This window comes from Paracoccus maritimus, from assembly GCF_025195095.1.
GTDB lineage: Bacteria > Pseudomonadota > Alphaproteobacteria > Rhodobacterales > Rhodobacteraceae > Paracoccus > Paracoccus maritimus.
The window spans coordinates 155,656-170,844 of record NZ_JANAVZ010000003.1 but is presented as its reverse complement, the minus strand read 5'-3'; the positions used below and the strand labels follow the sequence as shown (position 1 = coordinate 170,844).

The following is a 15,189-nucleotide window of genomic DNA, read 5'->3' as shown; positions in this document are numbered from 1 at the left end:
CACGCTGCAAAATCGGTCACCAGAATTCCCTTCAGCCGCTTGCGGCAAGGATCTGTCCGCGGTCCTTTGCAAATTTCGCACTCAATTACCGCGCGATATCCCGAGATTGATGGGGTGTGGCACGGGGCGCGATCGGGGTTGGCATGGACCTGGTTGCTGAACGATCGCCGCCCGAATTAACGCATTTCGCCGCTGGCAAAGGATGCAGACTTGCACAAACTGCATCCTGCTGGTTAGATTATGTATGCGCAATTGCGCCAAGCTGGTGCACTGCCAAGCAGCAGCATGGGAACCCGGGCGTGCCTACAAGCAGACGACGCCCGGGTTCTGCTCAGCGCATGGGTACCCGCGCAAAAAATGTGAAACGCTTCTGCCGATGGAGGTTCCCCAGGATGTCTCACCGGGCAGGTCGGCTTCTGTCACCTGAACTGGGCGGCATGTGAATTGCGCGGCCCGCTGTCGGCAGGATCGCGATCCGGTGCCAGGGGGTTGCTAAGGCACCAGATCCAGAAACGCGCCCGGTATCCGGTCAGGCAGATCGTCCGCGATCAGGCCGGGCCCGATACCACGCGCCGTTGCACCGTGCAGAAAAGAACCAAGGCTGGCCGCCGTTAGCGGCGTCAGGCCGCGTGCCAGCAGCCCGGCAATGATCCCTGCCAGAACGTCACCTGCCCCCGCTGTTGCAAGCCAGGGAATGTCGAAGGCCGAATGGATGACGGCATGGCCAGTTGCGTTCGGTTTGTCGCGGCGCGGTGGTGCGGCGATCACCGTATCCGGTCCTTTCAGCAGAACGACAGCGCCGCTGCGCCTGGCCGCTTCGCGGGTCGCGTCCAGTTTTGACAAGGCCGGGCCGTGGTCCGGGCGCGCTGCAAGTCGTTCGGCAAGATCCGGGAACAGGCGCGAGAACTCGCCCCCATGGGGCGTCAGCACGCAGCGATCATGCAGCCCGTTCCAACCCATCGCGGCGAGGGCGGTCAGGGCGTCGGCGTCCAGCACGCAGGCCCGGCCCGAATCCAGCAGCGGTGGCAGCAGTTCCCTGGCACGTTCGACGCCGCATCCCGGACCAATGCACAGCGCGCCGATCCGCTGATCCTGCAACAGGTCACTCAGCGCCGTGGCGTCGTCCACGGCGCGCCGCATCAGCGCATCGGGCGGACCGGCATGTTCGATCATCGCTGCACCGGGCGGGCAGATCGTCACCAGACCTGCACCCACCCGCAGAGCCGCCCGAGCCGCCAACCGGGCCGCGCCGCCATGTCCGGGCGGACCTGCAAGGACCATCGCGTGGCCATGGCTGAACTTGTGCCCGCCGCTGCCTTCGCGCTTCTCCAACCACTCGGCCCATATGCCCTGCGCCGCTGCAGGGCGCCGGGCATCCGGAACGCGGAACCTGGGCCAGATCGCCGTCAGATGTGCTGTCCGATGATCCTGTTCTGGCCCGGACGCCCGGACGCGCCAGTCATGCAGGCCGATATCGGCCACGACCAGTTCGCCGCAGCAGGCCGGGCCGCGTTCCAGAAGGTGGCCCGGTTTGGGGCTGTCGAAGGTGATCGTCAGTCTTGCGTGAAGATCGTCTGCGCTTGGCTGCCGCGGCTTGCCAAGGAAAGCGCCGCTGTCCATGCATAGCCCGCTTGGACAGTCCACGGTCACCAGGCGTTGACGGACATGGCCGTCGTCCCCGTCCGATCCGCCCAGGTAGTCCAGAACTTCCGCGATCTCGCCTACGGGCGGCCGGGTCAGCCCGGTGCCGAAGATCGCATCGACATAGATGTCGGCTTCGTTGCGCCGCAGTTCGGCGCGGGTCAGCGGCAGGATCGGACCCGCCTTTTGCCAGCACCGCTTCATCTCCGCCGCATCGGGGCCGGGTTCATTGTCCATCCCCAGCACGCGGACCTGCCAGTCCGTGCGTGCCAGCAGCCGTGCGATCACATAGCCGTCGCCACCGTTGTTGCCCGGTCCGCACAGCACGGTGACGCGTCCGGGTTTGGGCCAGCGCAGCCGAATCTGGCCCGCCACGGCAGCGCCGGCGCGCTGCATCAACTGAACGCCGCTGACCCCACCGCTGGCCATGGCGTCGGATTCGATGGCGCGCATTTGGGCGGTCGTCAGAATTTCCGTGCCGAACAGCATGACAAATGCCTATTAATTGGGCGACAAGCGCAAAATTTGTGCATAACCTTCCGGCAGAACGGCTTGGCTGCACGAACCTCGCCGTGCTTCATTTACCCCGCCCATGAAACCCGCCAATCAGTCTTCAGGCAAGCCGCGAGGAAGGATCAATTGCGATGAAAAAGATCGAGGCGATCATCAAGCCGTTCAAGCTGGACGATGTGAAGGAAGCACTGCAGGAAGTGGGCGTGCAGGGGTTGTCCGTCACCGAGGTCAAGGGTTTCGGTCGTCAGAAGGGACATACAGAACTGTATCGCGGCGCCGAATATGTCGTCGATTTCCTGCCCAAGGTGAAGATCGAGATGGTTCTGCCAGATGATCAGGTCGAGGCGGCCATTGACGCGATCGTGGGCGCCGCCCGAACCGAGAAGATCGGCGACGGCAAGATCTTCGTGTCGCCCGTCGAGCAGTCGATCCGCATTCGCACCGGCGAAACCGGCGACGACGCGCTGTAACGGGCGCTTGCCCGGAAATTACGAACTTCCGCGCCCGGCAGCCATGGCAGCCGGGCAGCATTTACGGAGAAAGGGAAGAGATGGAAATCAAGGACGTCTTGAAGCTGATGCAGGAAGAGGAGGTCGCCTATGTCGATGTCCGCTTCACCGATCCCAAGGGCAAGCTTCAGCATGTGACACTGGACGTGGATCTGGTCGACGAGGACTTCTTCGAGGAAGGGTTCATGTTCGACGGCAGCTCGATCGCGGGCTGGAAGTCGATCGATCAGTCCGACATGAAGCTGATCCCCGACCCGTCGTCGGCCTATATTGATCCGTTCTACGCCGAGAAGACGATCTGCGTGCATTGCAACGTGGTCGAACCTGACACCGGAGAAGCCTATAGCCGCGATCCTCGTGGCACCGCCGTCAAGGCCGAGGCTTATCTGAAATCCTCGGGTGTCGGCGACGCGGCCTATTTCGGTCCCGAAGCCGAGTTCTTCATTTTCGACGACGTGCGCTATTCGGTCACGCCGCAGAAGGTCGCCTTCCAGATCGACGCGGTCGATGCCGCCTGGAACACCGACACCGAATACGAGATGGGCAACCAGGCCCACCGCGCCGGTCACAAGGGCGGGTATTTCCCGGTCAACCCGATCGACGCCGGTCAGGACATCCGTGGCGAAATGCTGTCCACGATGAAGCGGATGGGCATGAAGGTCGACAAGCACCACCACGAGGTTGCCAGCGCGCAGCACGAGCTGGGGCTGATCTTCGGGTCGCTGACCGAACAGGCCGACAACCTGCAGAAATACAAATACGTCATCCACAACGTTGCCGCTGCCTATGGCAAGTCGGTCACGTTCATGCCCAAGCCCATGAAGGGCGACAACGGGTCGGGGATGCACGTCAACATGTCGATCTGGAAGGACGGCAAGCCGCTGTTCGCAGGCGACAAATATGCCGACCTGTCGCAGGAGGCGCTGTACTTCATCGGCGGCATCCTCAAGCATGCCAAGGCGCTGAACGCCCTGACGAACCCCTCGACCAACAGCTACAAGCGGCTGATCCCGGGCTTCGAGGCGCCGGTGCTGCGTGCCTATTCGGCCCGCAACCGGTCGGGCTGCGTCCGCATTCCGTGGACCGAAAGCCCCAAGGCCAAGCGTGTGGAAGCCCGCTTCCCCGATCCCTCGGCGAACCCCTATCTGTGCTTTGCCGCCCTGCTGATGGCCGGCCTTGATGGCATCAAGAACAAGATCGATCCGGGTTCGGCTTCGGACAAGGATCTTTACGATCTGCCGCCCGAGGAACTGGCCGAGATCCCGACCGTCTGCGGCAGCCTGCGCGAAGCGCTGGAAGAGCTGGAAAAGGACATGGACTTCCTGCTGGCCGGTGACGTGTTCACCCGCGACCAGCTGGAAGGATACATGGCTCTGAAATGGGAAGAAGTGTACGCGTACGAACACACCCCCCATCCGGTCGAATACCAGATGTATTACAGCTGCTGATCCTTCTAGGGACAGGATCCACAAAGTGGAAAGGGCGCCGCGAGGCGCCCTTTTCACGTCGATGCGACTGCTGACACGAAAACCTCGCAGCTTATCACGACGCCGCGATTTCTGTAACGAACGCTGTGTCCGATCCGTATCCGCAATCAGGACCGCTTGAAGGTCTGATTATGAAACAAGAGGATACGACCATGATCTCGAAGTTTTCGACACTGACCGCGCTTGCGCTGACGCTGGCCGCCGCCTTGCCCGCCGCCGCCTATGCCCCACAGAACGAGCGTCCCGATACCTATAAATCCGTGATGCATGACAACGAGAAGAAATCCGTGACTGCGGGCACTATCCACACCCGCGCGGAACTTGCGCGGCTGGGACTGAAGGCCGATGACGTGATCTCGATCACCGTCTTCCCCTCCAGCGACCGGATCGACCCGCCGAGCCGTGGTGATCGGTAGGATCCGGCCAATGCATGTTCCCGGAGGCGCGCGCAGCACTGCCTGCGCGCGCCCAATTATCTGAAACCGGGCTGCACTATTCGGCGGCGACAGCGTCGGCCGTCGGATAATCGACATAGCCCTCGGGCCCGCCGGCATAGAAACTCGAAGGGTCCTGCTCGTTCAACGCCAGTCCCTTGCGGAATCTCGAGGGAAGGTCTGGGGTGGCGATGAAATCCTTGCCGAAGCCCGCGGCATCGGCGCGTCCCTGTTCGATCAGCTTCTGGGCGCTGTCGCGGGTCAATCCCTCGTTGGCGATCACCACACCACCGAACGCGGTCTTGATGTCGTCCAGCAGGCTGTCTTCGGCCAGGTGTTCGCGCAGCATCAGAAAGGCCACGCCGCGTTGCTTCATCTGGTCCGCCACGCGGGTGAACAGCATCTTTGGATCGCTGTCGCCCATGTCGTGGCCGTCCATGCGCGGGGCCAAGTGAACGCCGACGCGATCCGCGCCCCAGACGCCGATCACCGCATCCGCGATCTCTTCAAGAAGGCGCGTCCGGTTTTCCAGCGAACCGCCATAGCGGTCGGTGCGCAGATTGGTGCTGTCCTGCAGGAACTGGTCGATAAGATAGCCGTTTGCCGCATGAATCTCGACGCCGTCAAAGCCCGCGCGAAGGGCGTTTTCGGCGCCCTTGCGGAACGCGTCGATCACACCCGGGATCTCGTCGCTGTCCAGCGCGCGGGGGGTGACATATTCCTGCTTGGGGCGCACAAGGCTGACATGGCCTTTCGGCTTGATCGCGCTGGGGGCGACCGGCAGTTCGCCGTTCAGGAACAGGGGCGCCGAGATCCGCCCGACATGCCACAATTGCAGGAAGATCAGACCGCCCCGTTCGTGCACGGCGCTGGTGATCCGTTGCCAGCCTTCGACCTGCGCATTGTTCCAGATCCCCGGCGTATCGGCGTAGCCGACGCCCATCGGCGTGACACTGGTCGCCTCGGTCAGGATAAGCCCGGCCTCGGCGCGTTGGCTGTAATAGGTTTCCATCAACTGGTTCGGGACACGGTCGGCGGTGGCACGACTGCGGGTCAGCGGCGCCATGACGATGCGATTTTTCAGGGTATGCGGTCCCAGCGGAAGCGGGTCGAACAATGAGGGCATGAAGATTCCTTTCGCCTTCGATGCAGTGTGGTGATCGAATTGTAACTTCGTGCGCCGTCTTTCAATGCCGCGCGCCGCAATCCGGCGTTCCGCGCGGCGCAAGCCTGCCCGACACGCGGCTTGACAAGCCCCGCCGCCTCTGTGAGCCTTTGCGGCGTCAGGGGAGTCCCGCCCGAGGGACTGAGAGGCCGATTGGTGGGGCAACCCACGGTGCGGCGACCCTTTGAACCTGACCCAGTTGATACTGGCGTAGGAAGACCGAAGGGCGCAGCGTCGTTCTTTGGGCCGTCGCGGCCTTTTTCGGGTCGCAAGGCCCGCTTTCTGCCTCAATCATCATCCGGGTCTTTTTGAGTCGTGCTTGAGGAGACGCGCATGAAAGACCAAACGACCCCCCGGATCACAACCGGCCCGCTGCCCGCATCCCGCAAGATCTGGCATCAGGGCGACATCCACCCCGGCATTCGCGTGCCGATGCGCGAGATTGCGTTGCACCCCTCGGCGATGGAGCCGCCGTTGACCGTCTATGATCCGTCGGGCGCCTATACGGACCCGGAGGCAACGATCGACATCTCCGCTGGCCTGCCGCGGTTGCGCGAAGGCTGGATCGACGGTCGCGGCGATGTGGAACGCCATGATGGACGTGTGGTCAGGCCCGAGGACAACGGATTTGTCACCGGAGACCGGCTTACACCGGAATTTCCGATCCGGCACAGACCTTTGCGGGCCAAGCCCGGCAACGTCGTCACGCAGATGGCCTATGCCCGCGCAGGCATCATCACGCCGGAAATGGAGTTCGTGGCCATCCGCGAGAATCTTGGTCGCCGTGCCGCGAAGGAAAGACTGGCCCGCGACGGTCAGGACTGGGGCGCGGCGATCCCCGATCACGTCACTGCGGACTTCGTCCGGCAGGAGGTCGCCAGCGGTCGCGCCATCATTCCGGCCAATATCAATCACCCCGAGATCGAGCCGATGGCGATCGGCCGCAACTTTCTGGTCAAGATCAACGCCAATATCGGAAATTCGGCCGTCACATCCTCGATGGAAGAAGAGGTCGAGAAGATGGTCTGGGCGACTCGTTGGGGCGCGGACACCGTGATGGACCTGTCGACCGGGCGCAACATCCACAACATCCGCGAATGGATCATCCGCAACAGCCCGGTGCCGATCGGGACCGTGCCGCTGTATCAGGCGCTGGAAAAGGTGAACGGGGTCGCCGAAGACCTGTCATGGGAGGTCTATCGCGACACGTTGATCGAACAGGCCGAACAGGGCGTCGACTACTTTACCATCCATGCCGGGGTGCGCCTGCCGTTCATCCATCTGACGGCCGAGCGGGTGACCGGGATCGTCAGCCGAGGAGGCTCGATCATGGCAAAATGGTGCCTGCATCATCACCGTGAAAGCTTCCTGTATGAGCATTTCGAGGAGATCTGCGACATCATGGCGGCTTACGATGTCAGCTTCTCACTTGGCGATGGGCTGCGTCCTGGGGCGATCGCAGATGCCAACGACGCGGCGCAGTTCGCCGAGTTGGAGACACTGGGCGAATTGACCCAGATCGCCTGGGAGAAGGGCTGCCAGGTCATGATCGAGGGGCCCGGCCATGTGCCGATGCACAAGATCAAGGAAAACATGGACAAGCAGCTTGCCCATTGCGGCGAGGCGCCGTTCTACACGTTGGGGCCGCTGACGACGGATATCGCGCCGGGTTACGATCATATCACCAGCGCCATCGGCGCGGCGATGATCGGTTGGTTCGGCACGGCGATGCTGTGCTATGTCACGCCAAAGGAACATCTGGGCCTGCCCGACCGCGATGATGTGAAGACCGGCGTCATCACCTACAAGATCGCGGCCCACGCTGCCGATCTGGCCAAGGGGCATCCGGCGGCGCGGCTGCGCGACGACGCCTTGTCGCGGGCGCGGTTCGAGTTCAGGTGGGAAGACCAGTTCAACCTGTCCCTAGATCCCGAGACGGCCCGCGATTTCCACGATCAGACCCTGCCCAAGGACGCTCACAAGGTGGCGCATTTCTGTTCCATGTGCGGGCCGAAATTCTGTTCGATGAAGATCAGCCACGACATCCGCGCGGAATCCCGTGCGCGCGGCATGGAGGAGATGGCGGCCAGGTATCGTGCGGGCGGCGATCTGTACATGCCGGTCGAGGACTGATCCCACCCTCGAGGGCAGGCGCCGCGGGAAACCCGCGCCGCCATTGCGTCCCGCGATGGCCGGGGGAGTTCGCTCCCCCCGGTCCCCCTGCGCCGGGGCCGGACTGCGGGCGCGGGCCGCATCGCATATGGATCGCACCGGCCGCGACCTTCACGAAAATGCGTCGGGATCTGCCATGGACGATATTCCCTGAGGCGCTTTTTCCAGCTATCCCAAGGTCATGGACATCGTTCTTCTGACCACCATCGTTGCCTGTCTGTTCGTGGTAATCGGCATGGCCGAGCCGTTGGCGGCACGGTTGTCGCTGCCCTACAGCGTAATCCTTGCCGTGCTGGGCATGATGATCGGGGCCGGGGCGATCTTCTTTCTGCGCACCGATCTGACCGATGCGCTGAATCCGGTAGCCGAGTCGATTCTTGCCCTGCCGATCCGGTCGAACGTCTTCCTGTATGTCTTCCTGCCGACGCTGATCTTTCAGGCCACGCTGGGGATGAATGTCCGCCGGATGGTCGATGACTGGGTGCCGATCCTGGTTCTGGCGGTGGTGGCCGTTTTCGTCGCGACGCTGACCATCGGCTATGCGCTTTCTTGGGTCAGCGGGCTGCCGCTTGTCGTGTGCCTGCTGATCGGGGCCATCGTATCGACGACCGATCCCTCGGCCGTGGTCGGCATTTTCCGGTCTCTGTCAGCGCCGCGTCGGCTGGCCCGGATCATCGAGGGCGAAAGCCTGCTGAACGACGCCGCGGCGATCGCCCTGTTCGGGCTGTTCATGGGCTTCGTGATGCTGGGCGTGCCCGATCCCAGCTATGGCGAGGCGATCGGGCAGTTCCCATGGCTGCTGGCCGGGGGCGCGTTGGGCGGCTGGCTGACGGCGCGGGCGGCGCTGATGCTGATGCACTGGTTCGCACGATATGAGCTGGCCCAGATCTCGGTCTCGGTCGCGGTGCCGTATCTGGCCTATGTCGGCGCGGAACATGCAATGGGCGCGTCGGGGGTGATCGGGGTGGTCGCGGCGGGGCTGACGCTGAACCTGATCGGCCCGTCGCGCCTGTCGCCGGCCTTCTGGACCAATCTGCGCGAGGTCTGGGATCTGCTGGCCCACTGGGCGGGGGCGCTGATCTTTATTCTTGCGGCATTGCTGATCCCGCGGCTGATGGACGACATGCGGCCCGGCGACTATGCGCTGATCCTGGTGGTGATTCTGGCGGCCATCGTCGCCCGCGCCATCATCCTGTTCGGGCTGATGCCGCTGTTGTCGCTGCTGAAGCTGTCGCCTGTGGTCGAGCGTCCGTATCGCGTCGCCATCCTGTGGGGCGGATTGCGCGGGGCGGTCACGCTGGCGCTGGCGCTGGCGGTGACCGAGAACCTGAACGTGCCGGTCGAGACGAAGCGGCTGGTCGGTATCCTGGCGACCGGATTTACGCTGTTCACGCTGATGGTGCAGGGGACGACGCTGCGCTGGGTGATCGGACGACTTGGATTGGATCGGCTGTCACCGCTGGACGAGGCGCTGTCCAACCAGGTGATCGCCGTGGCGTTGCAGACCGTCCGCGAGGAAGTGGCCAGCACCACCGAAAGCTATGAGCTGACCCGCGAAACCGTAAGGTCCGAGGCCAAGCGGTTCGCCGAACGTCTGGACGGTGCGGTCGAACGCGCCGAGGCCGAAGACAACACGCAGATCCTGGACCGCGACCGGATCACGCTGGGACTGATCGCGCTGGCCGCGCATGAGCGGGAAACCATCCTCGAAAGGTTCCGCGAGCGGGTCATCAGCGCGCGGCTGTCGGAAACCATGCTGACCGACGCCGACCGTCTGATCGAGGCCGCCCGCAGCGGCGGGCGCACCGGATATCAGCGCGCAGCGCGGCGTGGGCTGCGCTATGGCACGCCGTTCCGCGTCGCGTCTTTCCTGCGCAACCGGCTGTGGATCGCGGGCCCGCTGGCACGCCTGACCGCGGATCGGTTCGAGGCGCTGCTTGCGCGGCGGCTGATCCTGCGCGATCTTCACGGATTTCTGGACACGCGCATCCGCCGCATCCACGGACGGCGCGTCGCCGAACTGCTGCACGAATTGCTGACCCGCCGGCAGGAAGCCGTCGAAACCGCGCTTGAGGGCTTGCGTCTTCAATATCCCGGCTATGCCGAGGAACTTGAACGTCGTTTCATCCGCCGGACGGCCCTGCGGCTTGAGGAACGCGAATACAGTGCCATGCGCGAGGACGGGCTGGTTGGGGCAGAACTGCACACCGCGCTGATGGCCGACATCACGCGACGGCGTCAGCAGGCCGAGGGGCGGCCGCATCTGGATCTGGCCCTGCGCAAATACGAACTGGTCCGCCAGTTCCCGCTGTTCGCGGATCTCGAAGAGCCCGAACTGCGCCGCCTGTCACGGGCGCTGCGCACGCGTTATGTCAATGCCGGCAAGGTTATCGCCCGCAAGGATTCCCCTTCGCGCAGCGTGTTCTTTGTGTCGTCCGGCGCGGTCGAGCAGGAAATTGCCGGTCAGACGACGCGGCTGGGACGGGGCGACATGTTCGGGCAGATGGGCGTCCTGATGAACAAGCCGCGTCGTGCCGAGGTGACGGCGATCACGCCCACCAGCCTGCTGGTGCTGGACGAGACCGGCTTTCGCCGGGTGCTGAAACGATCCAGGGCGCTGCGGCGGGCGGTGCGCGACAGCGTGTCGGCCAAGGCCATGCGCGAAGAGGCCGCGCGTTTGCCCGAACTTGCGCTGGACTGACCGCTTGGCGCAGGCCGCGGTGACGGCTAAGACAGCGGTTCCGAAGTGAGAGAGGACAGCATGGACGCCGCCCAACGCATCGCCCGCATCATCGCGACCGAGATCAATGCAAGTGCCGCACAGGTCGTGGCCGCGACGCAGTTGCTGGACGGTGGCGCGACCGTGCCTTTCGTCGCGCGATACCGAAAGGAAGTGACGGGCGGGCTGGACGACACCCAGCTGCGCATGTTGTCCGACAGGCTGTCCTATCTGCGCGAGATGGAGACGCGGCGCGAGTCGATCCTTGGCTCGATTCGCGAGCAGGGCAAGCTGACCGACGATCTGGCCCGTGCCATCGCCGGGGCCGACACCAAGGCCGCGCTGGAAGATATCTATCTGCCCTTCAAGCCCAAGCGCCGAACCAAGGCGATGATCGCGCGCGAGAATGGACTGGAGCCTTTGCTGCGGGCCATTCAGCACGATCGTGCGGCCGATCCCAAGGCACTGGCGTCAAGCTATGTGACCGAGGCCGTTCCCGATCAGAAGGCTGCCCTGGACGGGGCGCGCGACATCCTTGTGGAAGAGCTGTCGGAAAACGCGACGCTGCTGGGTCGGCTGCGCGATTTCATGCGGGCCGAGGCGTTTATTGCGGCCAAGCTGGTCGCCGGCAAGGAAGATACGGGCGCCAAGTTCAGCGATTATTTCGATCACCGCGAGGCGTGGGCCGGCATTCCCGCCCATCGCGCGCTGGCGATCCTGCGCGCGGCCAAGGAAGAGGTGGTGACCATCGACATCTCGCCCGATCCCGAAACCGGGGCCGCGCGGGCCGAGGGGATGGTCGCGCAGGCCATCGGGCCTCTGGGCGATCTTCCCGGCGATCAGTGGCTGCGGCAGGTCGCGGGATGGACATGGCGGGTGCGGCTGTCCAACACCATGTATATCGACTTGCTGACCGAATTGCGCAAACGCGCCCATGACGAGGCGATCCGGGTTTTCGGACGCAATCTCAAGGATCTGCTGCTGGCGGCGCCGGCCGGGGCGAAGGCGACGATCGGTCTGGACCCCGGCATCCGAACCGGCGTCAAGGTTGCTGTCATCGATGCGACCGGCAAGCTGGTCGATACCGCGACGATCTATCCGTTCCAGCCCAGGAACGATCTGCGCGGGGCCGAGGCGACCTTGCTGGCGCTGATCGCAAAACACGATGCGGAACTGATCGCCATCGGAAACGGCACCGCCAGCCGGGAAACCGAACGACTGGTCGGCGACGTGCTGAAGCACCTGCCAAAGGGTGTGAAGACCCCGACCAGGGTGGTCGTCTCGGAAGCGGGGGCGTCAGTCTATTCCGCGTCCGAACAGGCGGCGAAGGAATTTCCCGATCTGGACGTGTCGCTGCGCGGGGCCGTGTCCATCGCCCGCCGGTTGCAGGACCCCTTGGCCGAGTTGGTGAAGGTGCCACCCGAATCCATTGGCGTCGGCCAGTATCAGCATGACGTGGACCAGCGGCAACTGACCAAGGCGCTGGAGGTCGTGGTCGAGGATGCGGTCAACGCGGTCGGCGTCGATCTGAATACCGCCTCGGCGCCGCTTCTGGCGCATGTGGCTGGGCTTGGCCCCTCGCTTGCCAGCGCGATCGTGGCCCATCGCGACGCGCAGGGCGCCTTTGCCTCGCGCGCGGCGCTGAAGAAGGTCAGCGGGCTGGGACCGCGCGCATTCGAACAATGCGCGGGATTTCTGCGGATCCGCGACGGGTCCGAGCCGCTGGACGCATCCTCGGTCCACCCCGAGGCCTACGGCGTCGCGCGCAAGATCGTCGCGGCTTGCGGACGCGATATACGCAGCATCATGGGCGACGGCTCGGCGCTGAAGTCGGTACGGGCCGAACAGTTCGTCGATGAGCATTTTGGCTTGCCGACCGTGCGCGACATCCTGTCCGAACTGGAAAAACCCGGCCGCGATCCGCGCCCCGATTTCGTCACCGCCAGCTTCACCGACGGGGTCGAGGACATCAAGGATCTGAAACCCGGCATGTCGCTGGAAGGGACCGTCACGAATGTCGCGGCATTCGGGGCCTTTGTCGATATCGGCGTGCATCAGGACGGGCTGGTCCATATTAGCCAGCTTGCCGACCGCTTCGTGAAGGACCCCAACGAGGTCGTGAAGGTCGGCGATGTGGTCCGGGTTCGCGTGACCGAAGTCGATATCCCGCGCAAGCGGATCGGGCTGACGATGCGCAAGGATGGCGGTACACAACCGGACCGTTCGCCGCGTGCGGGGACCGCGTCGGGCAGACCGCCTGTCGGTCAGGTGTCGCGTGGCCCGAAGGGCGGCAAGCCCGCGCCGCGTGGAAACGACGGCGGACAGGGCGCGCTTGGCGCGGCCCTGATGGATGCGATGCGCAAACGCTGAGAGGGGTCGGAATGACTGACACAGCCGAAAACATGGACGCTGCGGGACATTGGCTGGACGACCCCGCCCATCGCGGCTTTCTGATCCGCGACGCCCATCGCGCGCTGGATTTCTTTGATGCCAGCCCGCGCGCAGCGGGCGGTTTTCACACGCTGGACTATGCCGGCGCGCCGCTGCAATCGACGGTGCAGGAGCTGCACACGACGACGCGGCTGGTGCATTCCTACGCGCTGGCGCGGTTGGCCGGGCGTCAGGACCGGGCCGGCATCATCGACCGGGGCATGGATTATCTGTGGCGACGGCATCGCGACCCGCGCCACGGCGGCTTCGTCTGGTCGCTTGACGGTGACGCGGTCGCGGACGGAACCAAGCTGGCCTATGGGCATGTCTTCGTTCTTCTGGCGGCGTCCAGCGCGAAACTGGCGGGGCATCCCGATGCCGATCGGCTGCTGGCTGATATCTCCGAAATTTTGGACCGGCATTTCTGGGACGAGACCGCCGGTCTGCTCCGCGACGAATTCACCCGCGACTGGCAGCCCTTTTCGACCTATCGCGGCATGAACGCCAACATGCACGGGGTCGAGGCGCTTCTGGCCGCGCACGAGGCCACGGATCAGGCGGAATACCTGTCCCGCGCCCGGCGCATCCTGGATTTCTTCATTGCTGGTCGGGCTGCGGCGCATGGCTGGCGGATTCCTGAACATTACGACGCGGACTGGCACCCCGACCACGATTACGCCGGAAATCCCATGTTCCGTCCCGCGGGCACCACGCCCGGCCATTCCTTCGAGATGGCGCGGCTGCATCTGCAATGCTGGGACCAGTCTGGCCGGCCGGCGACGGATGCCCCGGCGCAGGCGCGTCTGCTGGTCGCCACGGCGCTGGCGGACGCCTGGGACAGCCGGCGCGGCGGGCTGGCATATACGCTGCGCTTCGATGGATCGGTGGACAATCCTGCGCGATACTGGTGGCCTGTGACCGAGGCCATCGGCGCGCTGGCCGCGCTGATCAAGCTGGACGGGCGCCCCGAGGACGAGGCGTGGTATCGCAGGCTGTGGACATTTGCCGACCGGCACCTGATCGACCATGCGTCGGGCGGCTGGTTCCCGGAAATCGGCCCCGACGACCAACCCGCCATGACGCAGTTTGCGGGCAAGCCCGACATCTATCACGCACTGCAGGCCGATCTGCTGCCGCTGGCATCCGGCCTTTCGCAGGCGGGTCGGGCATTGGCGGGGCAGGCGCCTTTGGGTGCGGCCGTATAGGCAGTCTCAGCAGCCTGCGCGACTGCACGCAATCCCACGTCACGGGTTGTGTCTGCGGCCATCCTCTGCGATCAGGCATGGGTTCCCTTACCCATGGAGGCCAGCGATGCGCATGAGCGTTGATGTCGAACTTGACTACGCGCTGTCCGAAGAGGGGCCGGTGCTGCTGATGCTGGAAGCGGCAGGGGCCGACGGCCAGGATCTGCAGCGCGTCTCCATCGATTTCGGCATGGTTGAACGCATCGCCCGCGTGCCGGGCGAAGAGGGGATCGGCGAACGGATCATCCTGCGCGCCAAGGACCGGGTTCAATGCCGTTACTCTGCCGAAATTCAGGTGACGCGGAGTTGTCCCGATCTGAATGCGCTTGCCGGATGCGAGGTGGACCAGATGCCCGGCGACGCGCTGCGCTATCTGCTGCCGTCGCGCTATTGCCAGGCTGAACGCTTTGCCGCTTTCGCAAGCCGGCGTTTCGGCGATCTGACAGGCGGCCTGAAGGTCGCGGCGATCCGCGACTGGGTCGAGGATCGGCTGGACTATGTCGCGGGCGCCAGCAATGCCGATACCACCGCCGCGGATACGTTCCTGCAACGTCAGGGCGTGTGCCGCGATTACGCGCATCTGATGATCGCGCTGTGCCGGGCCGCGCAAATCCCCGCGCGGATCGCCAGCGCCTATGCGCCGTCTGTTCAGCCCCCCGACTTTCATGCCGTGGTCGAGGTATTCCTGGAAGGGGGCTGGCATCTGGTCGATCCGACCGGGATGGCACGCGCCGACGAGATGGCCCTGATCGCGGTTGGCCGCGATGCGACCGATGTCGCGTTCATGACCACCATGAGCTTTGCGGACATGCGCCGTCAGGTGGTGCGCGTGACGCGCGTGGATCAGGTCTGAAATTGCGTCTTTACAATATCTT

The 15,189-nt window shown here is 64.4% G+C and carries 10 protein-coding genes and 1 riboswitch; of the genes, 8 read left to right on the top strand and 2 right to left on the bottom strand.

The window, feature by feature from the left end; translation table 11 throughout:
- Positions 1 to 492: 492 nt before the first annotated feature.
- On the bottom strand, positions 493 to 2,130 hold the full coding sequence (locus MU516_RS06540) for an NAD(P)H-hydrate dehydratase (RefSeq protein ID WP_260276417.1): 1,638 nt from the start codon (positions 2,128 to 2,130) through the stop codon (positions 493 to 495).
- Positions 2,131 to 2,285: 155 nt separating this feature from the next.
- Between MU516_RS06540 and MU516_RS06535 the strand changes: the two genes are divergently transcribed.
- The 3 genes from MU516_RS06535 (at position 2,286) to MU516_RS06525 (ending at position 4,566) form a co-directional block, all read left to right on the top strand.
- Positions 2,286 to 2,624 carry a P-II family nitrogen regulator gene (locus MU516_RS06535; RefSeq protein WP_209057021.1) on the top strand — a complete coding sequence of 113 codons (339 nt, stop codon included), beginning with the start codon at positions 2,286 to 2,288 and terminating at the stop codon, positions 2,622 to 2,624.
- A gap of 80 nt (positions 2,625 to 2,704) precedes the next feature.
- A complete protein-coding gene (glnA, locus tag MU516_RS06530; RefSeq protein ID WP_260276416.1) occupies positions 2,705 to 4,111 on the top strand; it encodes a type I glutamate--ammonia ligase in 1,407 nt (468 codons plus the stop codon).
- A 170-nt stretch (positions 4,112 to 4,281) separates the two neighbouring features.
- Complete coding sequence (locus tag MU516_RS06525; protein WP_260276415.1) at positions 4,282 to 4,566, top strand: hypothetical protein; 285 nt, start codon at positions 4,282 to 4,284, stop codon at positions 4,564 to 4,566.
- A 76-nt stretch (positions 4,567 to 4,642) separates the two neighbouring features.
- Here MU516_RS06525 and MU516_RS06520 read toward each other — a convergent pair whose 3' ends face one another.
- Positions 4,643 to 5,710: an alkene reductase gene (locus MU516_RS06520; protein WP_260276414.1), complete on the bottom strand. Its 1,068-nt coding sequence runs from the start codon at positions 5,708 to 5,710 to the stop codon at positions 4,643 to 4,645.
- A 149-nt stretch (positions 5,711 to 5,859) separates the two neighbouring features.
- A riboswitch (TPP riboswitch) is annotated at positions 5,860 to 5,983 on the top strand.
- A 99-nt stretch (positions 5,984 to 6,082) separates the two neighbouring features.
- Here MU516_RS06520 and thiC point away from each other — a divergent pair.
- The 5 genes from thiC (at position 6,083) to MU516_RS06495 (ending at position 15,167) form a co-directional block, all read left to right on the top strand.
- Positions 6,083 to 7,882 carry a phosphomethylpyrimidine synthase ThiC gene (gene thiC, locus MU516_RS06515; RefSeq protein ID WP_260276413.1) on the top strand — a complete coding sequence of 600 codons (1,800 nt, stop codon included), beginning with the start codon at positions 6,083 to 6,085 and terminating at the stop codon, positions 7,880 to 7,882.
- A 220-nt stretch (positions 7,883 to 8,102) separates the two neighbouring features.
- Complete coding sequence (locus tag MU516_RS06510; protein ID WP_260276412.1) at positions 8,103 to 10,622, top strand: cation:proton antiporter; 2,520 nt, start codon at positions 8,103 to 8,105, stop codon at positions 10,620 to 10,622.
- A 60-nt stretch (positions 10,623 to 10,682) separates the two neighbouring features.
- Positions 10,683 to 13,010 (top strand): Tex family protein, encoded by a 2,328-nt coding sequence (locus tag MU516_RS06505; RefSeq protein ID WP_260276411.1) that lies wholly within the window; start codon positions 10,683 to 10,685, stop codon positions 13,008 to 13,010.
- An 11-nt stretch (positions 13,011 to 13,021) separates the two neighbouring features.
- Positions 13,022 to 14,275 (top strand): AGE family epimerase/isomerase, encoded by a 1,254-nt coding sequence (locus MU516_RS06500; protein ID WP_260276410.1) that lies wholly within the window; start codon positions 13,022 to 13,024, stop codon positions 14,273 to 14,275.
- Positions 14,276 to 14,387: 112 nt separating this feature from the next.
- Positions 14,388 to 15,167, top strand: a complete 780-nt coding sequence (locus MU516_RS06495) for a transglutaminase-like domain-containing protein (protein ID WP_260276409.1) — start codon at positions 14,388 to 14,390, stop codon at positions 15,165 to 15,167.
- Positions 15,168 to 15,189: the final 22 nt, after the last annotated feature.

Excerpts from the sequence above, each read along its gene's own strand:
- MU516_RS06540 (WP_260276417.1), bottom strand. The coding sequence starts at position 2,130 with ATGCTGTTCGGCACGGAAATTCTGACGACCGCCCAAATGCGCGCCATC.
- MU516_RS06535 (WP_209057021.1), top strand. The coding sequence starts at position 2,286 with ATGAAAAAGATCGAGGCGATCATCAAGCCGTTCAAGCTGGACGATGTG.
- glnA (WP_260276416.1), top strand. The coding sequence starts at position 2,705 with ATGGAAATCAAGGACGTCTTGAAGCTGATGCAGGAAGAGGAGGTCGCC.
- MU516_RS06525 (WP_260276415.1), top strand. The coding sequence starts at position 4,282 with ATGAAACAAGAGGATACGACCATGATCTCGAAGTTTTCGACACTGACC.
- MU516_RS06520 (WP_260276414.1), bottom strand. The coding sequence starts at position 5,710 with ATGCCCTCATTGTTCGACCCGCTTCCGCTGGGACCGCATACCCTGAAA.
- thiC (WP_260276413.1), top strand. The coding sequence starts at position 6,083 with ATGAAAGACCAAACGACCCCCCGGATCACAACCGGCCCGCTGCCCGCA.
- MU516_RS06510 (WP_260276412.1), top strand. The coding sequence starts at position 8,103 with ATGGACATCGTTCTTCTGACCACCATCGTTGCCTGTCTGTTCGTGGTA.
- MU516_RS06505 (WP_260276411.1), top strand. The coding sequence starts at position 10,683 with ATGGACGCCGCCCAACGCATCGCCCGCATCATCGCGACCGAGATCAAT.
- MU516_RS06500 (WP_260276410.1), top strand. The coding sequence starts at position 13,022 with ATGACTGACACAGCCGAAAACATGGACGCTGCGGGACATTGGCTGGAC.
- MU516_RS06495 (WP_260276409.1), top strand. The coding sequence starts at position 14,388 with ATGAGCGTTGATGTCGAACTTGACTACGCGCTGTCCGAAGAGGGGCCG.